Below are 11737 nucleotides of genomic sequence, written 5' to 3'. Positions count from 1 at the left end.
CTCAGCCAGGAGTGGGTCGAGCAGGGGGTCATCGGGCCGGGCCTTGCACGTCATTGCATGTATATCTCTCCGCCGTTGATCTGCACCGGCGGGACCACCGCTCCGACACGGTCCGTACCCCGGGACCCGCCGTCGGACAGCACAACCGGTCGCCGAGCCAGAAGGCCGACGTCCGCTCCAGGGAAGGACCCTTCGTGAGCGACACCACCGATCTGATGGGCGTTACTGCCGACAACAACGTCGACACCGCCGCGCCCGCCGAAGGTGCCGCCTCCGGCACCACCACACGGCGCCGCCGCTCCGGCACCGGCCTCGAGGGCATGGTCCTGGCCGAGCTGCAGCAGGTCGCGTCCGGCCTCGGCATCAGGGGCACTGCGCGGATGCGCAAGAGCCAGCTGATCGAGGTCATCAAGGAGGCGCAGGCCGGGGGTTCCTCCGCGGCCAAGCCCGCCGACGCCGATGCCCCGGCGAAGCCGAAGCGCCGCGCCACCTCCAAGGCCCGTACGGGTGAGGAAGCCGCCCCTGCCGCGGAGAAGTCCGCCAAGGCCGACAAGGCCGAGAAGGCCGTCGCCCAGCAGCAGATCGACATTCCCGGTCAGCCCGCCGGCGGGGCCTCCCAGCCCGCGGAAGACCAGCCGGCCGGTGAGCGCCGCCGCCGCCGCGCCACCGCGCAGGCGGGCTCCCCGGAGAGCCGTACCGAGTCCCGCACCGACACCGCCGTCGACGTGAAGACCGAGACCAAGCCGGAGGCGGGTACCGACGCCAAGGCCGAGTCCGCCGTCGCCGGCCAGGACGGCGAGGGCCGCCGCGACCGCCAGGACCGCGGTCAGCGCGGCGAGCGCGGGGAGCGCGGTGAGCGCCGCGACCGTCAGCGCGACCGCCGCGGCAAGGGCGACGACCAGCCGCAGGGCGGACAGCGCCAGCAGCGCCAGGGCGGCCAGCAGGGCCAGCAGGGCGGCGGCGGTCCGCAGGACGACTTCGACGACGACGGCAGCGGCCGCCGCGGACGGCGCGGACGCTACCGCGACCGCCGCGGGCGCCGTGGCCGCGAGGACTTCGCCGGCGGCGGCGAGCCGCAGGTCTCCGACGACGACGTCCTGATCCCCGTCGCGGGCATCCTGGACATCCTCGACAACTACGCGTTCATCCGGACCTCGGGCTACCTGCCCGGCCCGAACGACGTGTACGTCTCCCTCGCCCAGGTCCGCAAGAACGGCCTGCGCAAGGGCGACCACGTCACCGGTGCCGTGCGCCAGCCGAAGGACGGCGAGCGCCGCGAGAAGTTCAACGCGCTGGTGCGCCTGGACTCCGTCAACGCCGCCGCGCCCGAATCCGGCCGCGGCCGCCCGGAGTTCAACAAGCTGACGCCGCTCTACCCGCAGGACCGGCTCCGTCTGGAGACCGACCCGGGCGTGCTGACCACGCGGATCATCGACCTCGTGTCGCCGATCGGCAAGGGCCAGCGCGGTCTGATCGTGGCCCCGCCGAAGACCGGCAAGACCATGATCATGCAGGCCGTCGCCAACGCGATCACGCACAACAACCCCGAGTGCCACCTGATGGTCGTCCTCGTCGACGAGCGTCCCGAAGAGGTGACCGACATGCAGCGGTCGGTCAAGGGCGAGGTCATCTCCTCGACCTTCGACCGTCCCGCCGAGGACCACACCACCGTCGCCGAGCTGGCCATCGAGCGCGCCAAGCGCCTCGTCGAGCTGGGTCACGACGTGGTCGTCCTGCTGGACTCGATCACCCGCCTGGGCCGCGCCTACAACCTGGCGGCGCCGGCCTCCGGCCGCATCCTGTCCGGTGGTGTCGACTCGACCGCGCTCTACCCCCCGAAGCGCTTCTTCGGTGCCGCGCGCAACATCGAGGACGGCGGCTCGCTGACCATCCTGGCCACCGCGCTGGTCGACACCGGCTCGCGCATGGACGAGGTGATCTTCGAGGAGTTCAAGGGCACCGGCAACATGGAGCTCAAGCTCGACCGCAAGCTCGCCGACAAGCGCATCTTCCCCGCGGTGGACGTCGACGCGTCCGGCACCCGCAAGGAGGAGATCCTGCTCGGCAGCGACGAGCTGGCGGTCACCTGGAAGCTGCGCCGTGTGCTGCACGCCCTCGACCAGCAGCAGGCCATCGAGCTGCTCCTGGACAAGATGAAGCAGACGAAGTCGAACGGCGAGTTCCTTCTGCAGATCCAGAAGACGACTCCGTCGGCCGGCAACAACAACGACTGAGAGAGCTTCACCACAGCCGGGGGCCCGTCCGCGGGTCCCCGGCGCTCTCCCGGCCACCGGTGAACCGCCTGGTGGAGACGGGGAGACCGCTCGCTCCTGTGCCCACCACGCCCGCGTGGTGGGCACACGTCGTTCTCAGGGGGATCTCAGACGCCCGTGCAACCCTGAGGGATGCTTCACCGTCCCCCGGAAAGACGGACATGTGCCGGACCGCCGCGTCCGGCCCGCCGGCGCCCGGCGCGGACGGGGGCCCCGACAGAGCCGAGGAGAGCATGACCGAGCAGAGCAGCACGAAGAGCGGCGGCCGAATACGCGGCGGCGGCGCACGGCGGAAGCCGCCGTCCGCCGCCCGCCGGGCCTGGACGGTCACCGCCTGGTCGGCCGCGGCCCTGCTGCTCGCCGGCGGCTCCGGCCTCGGTTACGTCTACTTCAAGGTCAACGGCAACCTCGACGGCGTCGACATCAACCAGGCCCTCGGCACCGAGCGGCCCAAGAACCTCGACGACGGCTCCATGGACATCCTCGTCCTCGGCTCCGACTCCCGGTCCGGCGCCAACTCCGCCTACGGGAAGGACGAGGGCGGCGCCCGCTCCGACACCGCGATGGTCGTCCACGTCCACCAGGGCCACAAGAAGGCGTCGGTGGTGTCCATCCCGCGCGACACCCTGATCGAACGCCCCGACTGCACGCACGCCGACGGCTCCGACGCCCCCGGCGCCCGGCGGGCCATGTTCAACACCGCCTACGAGGCCGGCGGCCCGGCCTGCGCGGTCAAGACCGTCGAGGCCATGTCGGGCATCCGCATGGACCACTACCTGGAGATCGACTTCGACGGCTTCAAGAAGCTGATCGACGAACTCGGCGGTGTGGACATCACCACCACCGAGCGCATCGACGACTCCAAGAGCCACCTCGCCCTCGAACCGGGCACCCACACCCTCGACGGCGAGCAGGCCCTCGGCCTGGTGCGCACCCGCAAGAGCGTCGGCGACGGCAGCGACCTCGGCCGCATCCAGCTCCAGCAGGCGTTCATCAAGGCGCTCGTCGACCAGGTCAGGGACGTCGGTGTGTTCGGCAACCCGAAGAAGATGCTGGACCTCGCCGACGCCGCGACCAAGGCGATCACCCCGGACTCGGAACTCGACTCCGTGAACGAGCTCACCGGCTTCGCCCGCAGCCTCGGCTCGCTCGGCTCCGAGGACGTCCACATGGTCACCATGCCCGTCCGCTACGACCCCCAGGACCCCAACCGGGTCGTCCCCGTCGAGGCGGACGCCGCGCAGGTGTGGCGCGCCCTCAAGCAGGACCGGCCGATCCCGGCCGCGGCCCTGGAGGACTCCGCCGGCGACAAGGGCGAGGCGGCGGACGTGGTGGCCGGAGCGTCGCCGGCCGGGAACGGAACGTGACACCCCGCCCGTCCGGCACGCGGCCGTAACGAATCCCCCTACCCCCGCGGCCCCCGGGGAATACCTGGGGGGCCACCCCGGTTTTGGGAGATACGGCCGGTCCTGGCAGACTGGTACGTCGGCCCCGGTTCACGCACCCGCATCCCGCGCGTGCGACCCGGAGCCCTCCGGAACCTAGGAGACACCTTGAAGCGCGACATCCACCCCGAGTACGTCGAGACCCAGGTCAGCTGCACCTGCGGCGCGTCGTTCACCACCCGCAGCACGATCGACGGCGGCACCATCCGTGCCGAGGTCTGCTCCGAGTGCCACCCGTTCTACACGGGCAAGCAGAAGATCCTCGACACCGGTGGCCGTGTGGCCCGCTTCGAGGCCCGCTTCGGCAAGGCTGCCGGCTCCAAGAAGTAGCGAGCCACTGCGCCGGTCCTCGGCCGCCCCGTCCGGGGGGCCGGGACCGGCGCTTTGTCCGTTCTGAGCAGCAGCCCCCTTCGCGTCAGCGTCACGGAAACCAGGAGCCCCCGCATGTTCGAGGCGGTCGAGGAACTGATCGGCGAGCACGCCGATCTCGAGAAGAAGCTCGCCGACCCTTCGGTCCACGCCGACCAGGCGAACGCGCGCAAGCTGAACAAGCGCTACGCCGAGCTGACGCCCATCGTCGGCACGTACCGCTCCTGGAAGCAGACCGGTGAGGACATCGACACCGCCCGTGAACTGGGCGCGGACGACCCGGACTTCGCCGCCGAGGTGAAGGTGCTGGAGAAGCAGCGCGAGGAGATCACCGAGAAGCTGCGGCTGCTCCTGGTCCCGCGCGACCCCAGCGACGACAAGGACGTCATCCTCGAGGTCAAGGCCGGCGCCGGCGGCGACGAGTCCGCCCTCTTCGCGGGCGACCTGCTGCGCATGTACCTGCGGTACGCGGAGCGCGTGGGCTGGAAGACCGAGATCATCGACGCCACCGAGTCCGAACTCGGCGGCTACAAGGACGTCCAGGTCGCGGTGAAGACCAAGGGCGGCCAGGGCGCCACCGAGCCCGGCCAGGGCGTCTGGGCGCGCCTGAAGTACGAGGGCGGGGTGCACCGCGTGCAGCGGGTGCCCGCGACCGAGTCCCAGGGCCGCATCCACACCTCCGCCGCCGGTGTGCTGGTCACGCCCGAGGCCGAGGAGATCGACGTCGAGATCCACGCCAACGACCTGCGCATCGACGTCTACCGCTCCTCCGGGCCCGGCGGCCAGTCCGTCAACACCACCGACTCCGCGGTGCGCATCACCCACCTGCCGACCGGCATCGTCGCCTCCTGCCAGAACGAGAAGAGCCAGCTCCAGAACAAGGAGCAGGCGATGCGTATCCTGCGCTCCAGGCTGCTCGCCGCCGCGCAGGAGGAGGCCGAGAAGGAGGCCGCGGACGCGCGCCGCAGCCAGGTCCGCACGGTGGACCGGTCCGAGAAGATCCGGACGTACAACTTCCCGGAAAACCGGATCTCGGACCACCGGGTGGGCTTCAAGGCGTACAACTTGGACCAGGTCCTCGACGGCGACCTCGACGCGGTGATCCAGGCGTGCGTCGACGCCGACTCGGCCGCCAAGCTCGCCGCCGCGCAGTAACCCGCGGCGGCCCCGACCGCACCACCCGCACCCGCACCGCATCTGCACCGGAGGACCAGCGTGAACCTGCTGCTTGCCGAGGTGGCCCAGGCCACCCAGCGGCTGGCCGACGCCGGCGTGCCGTCGCCGCGCTTCGACGCGGAGGAGCTCGCCGCGTTCGTGCACGGTGTGAAGCGGGGGGAGCTCCACAACGTCAAGGACACCGACTTCGACGCCCGTTACTGGGAGGCCGTCGCGCGCCGCGAGGCGCGCGAGCCGCTCCAGCACATCACCGGACGGGCGTTCTTCCGTTACCTGGAGCTCGAAGTCGGCCCCGGCGTCTTCGTGCCCCGGCCCGAGACGGAGTCCGTGGTCGGCTGGGCCATAGAGGCCGTCCGGGCCATGGACGTCGTCGAGCCGCTCATCGTCGACCTGTGCACCGGCTCCGGCGCCATCGCGCTCGCCATGGCGCAGGAGGTGCCCCGCTCGCGGGTGCACGCCGTGGAGCTGTCCGAGGACGCCCTGAAGTGGACCCGGCGCAACGCCGAGGGCTCCCGGGTCACCGTCCACCAGGGCGACGCCCTCGGGGCCCTGCCCGAGCTCGACGGACAGGTCGACCTCGTCATCTCCAACCCCCCGTACATCCCGCTCACCGAGTGGGAGTACGTCGCGCCCGAGGCGCGCGACCACGACCCGCAGATGGCGCTGTTCTCCGGCGAGGACGGCCTCGACACCATCCGCGGCATCGAGCGGACCGCGCACCGGCTGCTGAGGCCGGGCGGCCTCGTCGTCGTCGAGCACGCGGACACCCAGGGCGGCCAGGTGCCGTGGATCTTCAGCGAAGAATCCGGCTGGGCGGACGCGGCCGACCACCCCGATCTGAACAGGCGGCCGCGGTTCGCGACCGCACGCAAGGCGATGCCATGACGAAGCACGTGTACCAGGAGGCCCGCTGATGGCTCGGCGATACGACTGCAACGACGCTACGGACCGCGCCACCGGCCTGCGCGAAGCCGCATCGGCCGTCCGGCGCGGAGAGCTCGTCGTGCTGCCCACCGACACCGTCTACGGCATCGGTGCGGACGCCTTCACCGCGGAGGCCGTCGCCGACCTGCTGGACGCCAAGGGGCGCGGCCGCAACATGCCCACCCCCGTCCTCATCGGCTCGCCCAACACCCTGCACGGCCTGGTCACGGACTTCTCCGAGCAGGCGTGGGAGCTCGTCGACGCCTTCTGGCCGGGCGCGCTGACGCTGGTCACCAAGCACCAGCCGTCGCTCCAGTGGGACCTCGGGGACACCCGCGGCACCGTCGCGATCCGGATGCCGCTGCACCCGGTCGCCATCGAGCTGCTCACCGAGACCGGCCCGATGGCGGTCTCCAGCGCCAACCTCACGGGACACCCCTCTCCCGAGGACTGCGACGCGGCCCAGGAGATGCTCGGGGACTCGGTCTCCGTCTACCTGGACGGCGGGCCGACCCCCGGGATCGTGCCGTCCTCGATCGTCGACGTCACCGGCAAGGTGCCCGTGCTGCTGCGTGAGGGCGCCCTGACGGCCGACGAGCTGCGCAAGGTGGTACCCGACCTCGAGGTGGCCAATTGACCGCCCCGCAGGGGCGTGGCATAGCGGAGACCAGCAGTACGGGACCGACCTTCCGCATCCTCCACGTCAGCACCGGCAACGTCTGCCGCTCGCCGATCACCGAGCGGCTGACCCGCCATGCCCTGAGCGACCGCCTCGGCGATCCCCTCACGGGCGGCCTGATCGTGGAGAGCGCCGGCACCTGGGGGCACGAGGGCGCCCCGATGGAGGCCAACGCCGAGGTGGTCCTCGCGGACTTCGGCGCGGACGCGAGCGGGTTCATGGGGCGGGAGCTCCTGGACGAGCACGTGATCCGCGCGGACCTGGTGCTCACGGCGACCCGTGACCACCGGGCCCAGGTGATCTCCATGGGGCACTCGGCGGGGCTGCGGACCTTCACGCTGAAGGAGTTCACCCGCCTGGTGCGGGCGATAGACCCGACCACGCTGCCCGACCCGCACGAGGGCGTCGTGGAACGCGCCCGCGCCCTGGTGCGCGCGGCGGCGGCCCTCCGCGGGTGGCTGCTGGCGCCGAGCCCGGACGCGGACGAGGTGTTCGATCCGTACGGGGCGCCGATCACGTTCTTCCGCTCCATCGGCGACGAGATCCACCAGGCGCTGGACCCCGTGGTGACCGCCCTGACGGGCGTGCCGCCCAAGGTCTGAGCTGACCGCCGGAGGCGGTCGCGGGCGGTCGGGCTCCCGGCCCGTGGGGTGTGTCGCTTCCGCGTGGGGCCGGTGCAGGCGGGCAACCTCAGCCTCGCCGGCGTTTGAGGCGCGGGGTGCGGGGCGGAGCCCCGCCGGACCCGGCCGCGCGTACGGGGCAGGCTGCCCGCCGGTGGTTCGCGGCACCCCGCTGCGCGCGGTGTCCTCAATCGCCGGACGGGCTGAAAACGTTGCCCCCGTGCCGGAGCCCCACGCCGGACGGGCTGACATCGGCGGCCCCGCTCCGAGCCCGGGCCGGACGGGTTTGGGTTGCCCCGCCGGACCCGGCCGCGCGTACGGACCCGGCTGCCCGCCGGTGGTCGCGGTACCCCGCTGCGCGCGGTGTCCTCAATCGCCGGACGGGCTGAAAACGTTGCCCCCGTGCCGGAGCCCCACGCCGGACGGGCTGACATCGGCGGCCCCGTGCCGGAGCCCGCGCCGGGGGCCGAGAAACGACGTCCCCGTGCCGGACGGGCCGGCACGTGCCCGCAGGGCGGAAACGGGGGGCCGGTTCTACATTGGAGGGGCCGCCCCCCAGGCCCGAGCACCGGAGCCGTCATGTCCGTGACACACGAAGCGCGCCCCGCACCGGTCGTCGACGACAGCCCCGGCTTCGAGGCGCTGCGCCGGCAGGACCCGCAGGCGGCCGACATCCTGTACGGCGAGGCGGCGCGGCAGGCCGGCTCGCTCCAGATGATCGCCGCCGAGAACTTCACCTCGCCCGCCGTACTCGCCGCCCTCGGGTCGCCGCTCGCGAACAAGTACGCCGAGGGCTACCCGGGCGCCCGGCACCACGGCGGCTGCGAGTTCGCCGACGCCGCCGAGCGCCTCGCCGTGGAGCGGGCCAGGGCGCTCTTCGGGGCCGAGCACGCCAATGTGCAGCCCCATTCCGGGTCCTCGGCGGTGCTGGCCGCCTACGCGGCCCTGCTGCGCCCCGGGGACACGGTGCTGGCGATGGGGCTGGCGTACGGCGGGCACCTCACCCACGGTTCGCCGGCGAACTTCTCCGGCCGCTGGTTCGACTTCGTCGCGTACGGCGTGGACGCCGAGACCGGGCTCGTCGACTACCACCAGCTCCGCACCCTGGCCCGGCACCACCGCCCGAAGGCGATCGTCTGCGGCTCGATCTCGTACCCGCGCCACCCCGACTACGCCGCCTTCCGCGAGGTCGCCGACGAGGTCGGCGCGTATCTGATCGCTGACGCCGCGCACCCCATCGGGCTGGTGGCGGGCGGGGCCGCGCCGAGCCCGGTGCCGTACGCGGACATCGTGTGCGCGACCACGCACAAGGTCCTGCGCGGGCCGCGCGGCGGGATGATCCTGTGCGGGAGCGAACTGGCCGACCGGGTCGACCGCGCGGTGTTCCCGTTCACGCAGGGCGGTGCGCAGATGCACACCATCGCGGCCAAGGCGGTGGCCTTCGGGGAGGCGGCGACGCCCGCGTACGCCTCCTACGCCCACCAGGTGGTCGCCAACGCGCGGGAGCTCGCGGACGCGCTGGCCGGCGAGGGTCTCGCGGTGCTCACGGGCGGTACGGACACCCACATCGTGGGTGCGGACCCGGCCGCGCTGGGCGTGGACGGCCGGACGGCCCGGGGACGGCTCGCGGCCGCGGGCATCGTGCTCGACACCTGCGCCCTGCCCTACGGCGACGGCCGGGGGATCCGGCTGGGCACCGCGGCGGTCACCACCCAGGGCATGGGGCAGCGTGAGATGGTCCGCATCGCGCAGCTGTTCGCGGCAGCGATCCGCGAGGAGGACGGGGTGGCCGCGCGGGTGCGCGAGCTGGCCGGACGCTTCCCGGCGTACGGCCGCTGAGGCCACCCGGCGTTCATCCGCAGTGCAACCGTCGGCCGTTCCCGCTCGTCGTATGTCCTAGGGTATGGAACGGCGCGTCGTCCAACACATGGGGATTCAGTGCGCGAGTACCTGCTGACGCTCTGTGTCACGGTAGCGGTGACTTACCTGCTGACCGGACCGGTGCGGAAGTTCGCCATCGCAGCCGGCGCGATGCCGGAGATCCGTGCGCGTGACGTGCACCGGGAACCGACACCGCGGCTCGGCGGCATCGCCATGTTCGGCGGTCTGTGCGCAGGTCTGCTGGTCGCGGACCATCTGGCGCACCTCAACGACGTCTTCGAGCTGTCGAACGAGCCGCGGGCGCTGCTCTCCGGAGCGGCGCTGATCTGGCTGATCGGCGTCCTCGACGACAAGTTCGAGATCGACGCCCTGATCAAGCTCGGCGGCCAGATGATCGCCGCCGGTGTGATGGTGGCGCAGGGTCTGACGATCCTGTGGATCCCCGTGCCCGGTGTGGGCACCGTCTCGCTCACCGCCTGGCAGGGCAACCTGCTGACGGTGGCGCTGGTCGTCATCACCATCAACGCGGTCAACTTCGTCGACGGCCTGGACGGTCTCGCGGCCGGCATGGTGTGCATCACCTCCGGCGCCTTCTTCATGTACGCCTACCGCCTCTGGTACGGGTACGGGATCGAGGAGGCCGCCCCGGCGACGCTGTTCGCGGCGATCCTGATGGGCATGTGCCTCGGCTTCCTGCCGCACAACATGCATCCCGCCCGGATCTTCATGGGCGACTCCGGTTCGATGCTGATCGGCCTGGTGCTCGCGGCCGGCGCCATCTCCATCACGGGCCAGGTGGACCCGGACCGTCTCGGCATCTTCGTCGGCGGCGAGCGCGAGGCCACCCACGCGATGCTCCCGGTCTTCATGCCGCTCCTGCTGCCGCTGACCATCACCGCGCTGCCGGTGGCCGACCTGGCACTGGCCATCGTGCGCAGGACCTGGCGCGGCCAGTCGCCGTTCGCCGCCGACCGCGGCCATCTCCACCACCGGCTGCTGGAGATCGGGCACTCGCACAGCCGCGCGGTGCTGATCATGTACTTCTGGTCGGCGCTGATCGCCTTCGGCACCGTCGCGTACTCGGTGCACTCGGCGTCGATGTGGATCGTGCTGGCCATCGCGGGGCTGAGCGCGGTGGGTCTGGTGCTCCTGCTGCTGCCGCGGTTCCGGCCGCGGGCGCCGCGCTGGGCGGAGTCGTTCGTGCCGCCGCGCTACCGGCGCCGCCGCAAGGGCCGGCGTCCGTCGCCGGCGGACGAGGCGGCCGGGACCGCCCGGCAGGAGTCCGGGGCGGCCGGTGACGGCCACCCGGAGCGGACGGACGGCGACGAGGACGAGTACGCCCGGGTGCGGGTGGGTGTCGGCGGCGTCAACGGGGCGACCGCGCTGGGCGCTCGTTCGCGCCTTCCTGACCGGCGGAAGGCCGGTACGCGCGGCTGACGTTCGCCGGTCCGCGGGCGCATTTCCGCCCTTTACCAGACGAAACCGATGGTTGTCGTGCACACACGCGCAGTGTCACTCTCATGTGTGAGAGTTGGCACACCTGCGGGTAAAGACCTCATCAAATAGTTTGTGATACCGTTCACGAGACCCGGAGACAGAGCCGAAGGACCGTAGTGCGACGGTCCGTTGGCCCCCGAGGCCCAACTCGGGACCGGGCTTACGCTCGTCCATGACGACACCACTGCCCCCACCAGCAAGCGGAGCTGCCGCCATGCCGTCCACCGACGCACGCTCACTTCTCATGACCGTCGTACCCACCGCTGCCGCCGGCGCGATCGCCGCCGTGATCGCAGGCGTGGTCGCGGGCGGCAAGGGGGCGGTGGGCGCGATCGTCGCGACGCTGGTGGTGATCCTCTTCATGGGGGGCGGCATCGTCGTCCTCCAGCGGACTGCCAAGCAGTTCCCGCAGCTCTTCCAGGCGATGGGGCTGATGCTCTACACGACCCAGCTGCTCGTGCTGTTCGTGTTCGTCGCCGTCTTCAAGGACACCACGCTGTTCAACCCCAAGGCGTTCGCCGCGACCATCGTCGCCGCGACGGTGGTCTGGGTGGCGGCGCAGGCCCGCGCGTTCATGAAGGCCAAGATTCTCTACGTCGAGCCCGAATCCTCCGACACCCGCAAGGGCGAGAAGACGGGCCTGTCGTCGTGACAGGTAGGGCCGGGATAAAGCAGCGTTCGGGACCCTGCTATCGTCCGGTGCCAACTGCGGCACTGCGGGCGCGGGCATCCGAGCTGACGCCTGCTCGATCGCGAGGCTTTGATGCCTGAGGGCCGCCCCCACATCCGAAACACCAGTCCGGTGCCGACTCGCGGCTGCGCGCCGCTCCGACACAACGAGGTTGCCGAACCCATGCGTCACGCCGAAGGAGC

At 71.8% G+C, this 11737-nt stretch carries 10 protein-coding genes; all 10 read left to right on the top strand.

The window, feature by feature from the left end; genetic code table 11:
- Nucleotides 1-194 precede the first annotated feature (194 nt).
- The 10 genes from rho (at nucleotide 195) to JE024_RS11460 (ending at nucleotide 11516) form a co-directional block, all read left to right on the top strand.
- On the top strand, nucleotides 195-2234 hold the full coding sequence (gene rho / locus JE024_RS11505) for a transcription termination factor Rho (RefSeq protein ID WP_205373492.1): 2040 nt from the start codon (nucleotides 195-197) through the stop codon (nucleotides 2232-2234).
- Between the two features lie 272 nt (nucleotides 2235-2506).
- Complete coding sequence (locus tag JE024_RS11500) at nucleotides 2507-3640, top strand: LCP family protein (protein WP_205373491.1); 1134 nt, start codon at nucleotides 2507-2509, stop codon at nucleotides 3638-3640.
- A gap of 186 nt (nucleotides 3641-3826) precedes the next feature.
- Nucleotides 3827-4048: a 50S ribosomal protein L31 gene (rpmE, locus tag JE024_RS11495; protein ID WP_147988138.1), complete on the top strand. Its 222-nt coding sequence runs from the start codon at nucleotides 3827-3829 to the stop codon at nucleotides 4046-4048.
- 114 nt (nucleotides 4049-4162) lie between these two features.
- Entirely contained in the window at nucleotides 4163-5242 is a 1080-nt protein-coding gene (gene prfA / locus JE024_RS11490) for a peptide chain release factor 1 (RefSeq protein WP_205373490.1), read from the top strand.
- 60 nt (nucleotides 5243-5302) lie between these two features.
- Nucleotides 5303-6148 carry a peptide chain release factor N(5)-glutamine methyltransferase gene (prmC, locus tag JE024_RS11485; protein ID WP_205373489.1) on the top strand — a complete coding sequence of 282 codons (846 nt, stop codon included), beginning with the start codon at nucleotides 5303-5305 and terminating at the stop codon, nucleotides 6146-6148.
- A gap of 28 nt (nucleotides 6149-6176) precedes the next feature.
- Nucleotides 6177-6824: an L-threonylcarbamoyladenylate synthase gene (locus tag JE024_RS11480; RefSeq protein ID WP_205373488.1), complete on the top strand. Its 648-nt coding sequence runs from the start codon at nucleotides 6177-6179 to the stop codon at nucleotides 6822-6824.
- Complete coding sequence (locus JE024_RS11475; protein ID WP_205373487.1) at nucleotides 6821-7468, top strand: arsenate reductase/protein-tyrosine-phosphatase family protein; 648 nt, start codon at nucleotides 6821-6823, stop codon at nucleotides 7466-7468. Before JE024_RS11480 ends, JE024_RS11475 begins: the two co-directional genes overlap by 4 nt.
- A 597-nt stretch (nucleotides 7469-8065) precedes the next feature.
- Entirely contained in the window at nucleotides 8066-9325 is a 1260-nt protein-coding gene (gene glyA / locus JE024_RS11470; RefSeq protein ID WP_205373486.1) for a serine hydroxymethyltransferase, read from the top strand.
- Between the two features lie 99 nt (nucleotides 9326-9424).
- Nucleotides 9425-10804 carry an MraY family glycosyltransferase gene (locus JE024_RS11465; RefSeq protein ID WP_205373485.1) on the top strand — a complete coding sequence of 460 codons (1380 nt, stop codon included), beginning with the start codon at nucleotides 9425-9427 and terminating at the stop codon, nucleotides 10802-10804.
- A gap of 274 nt (nucleotides 10805-11078) precedes the next feature.
- Nucleotides 11079-11516, top strand: a complete 438-nt coding sequence (locus tag JE024_RS11460; protein WP_205376499.1) for a Cg1360 family ATP-synthase-associated protein — start codon at nucleotides 11079-11081, stop codon at nucleotides 11514-11516.
- The last annotated feature ends 221 nt before the right edge of the window (nucleotides 11517-11737 follow it).

Source organism: Streptomyces zhihengii (genome assembly GCF_016919245.1).
Lineage (GTDB): Bacteria > Actinomycetota > Actinomycetes > Streptomycetales > Streptomycetaceae > Streptomyces > Streptomyces zhihengii.
This window is presented reverse-complemented; position numbering and strand designations above follow the sequence as displayed.

What these genes read in the sequence shown, in the direction of transcription:
- JE024_RS11500 (WP_205373491.1), top strand. Translation starts at nt 2,507, where the DNA reads ATGACCGAGCAGAGCAGCACGAAGAGCGGCGGCCGAATACGCGGCGGC.
- prfA (WP_205373490.1), top strand. Translation starts at nt 4,163, where the DNA reads ATGTTCGAGGCGGTCGAGGAACTGATCGGCGAGCACGCCGATCTCGAG.
- JE024_RS11480 (WP_205373488.1), top strand. Translation starts at nt 6,177, where the DNA reads ATGGCTCGGCGATACGACTGCAACGACGCTACGGACCGCGCCACCGGC.
- glyA (WP_205373486.1), top strand. Translation starts at nt 8,066, where the DNA reads ATGTCCGTGACACACGAAGCGCGCCCCGCACCGGTCGTCGACGACAGC.
- JE024_RS11460 (WP_205376499.1), top strand. Translation starts at nt 11,079, where the DNA reads ATGCCGTCCACCGACGCACGCTCACTTCTCATGACCGTCGTACCCACC.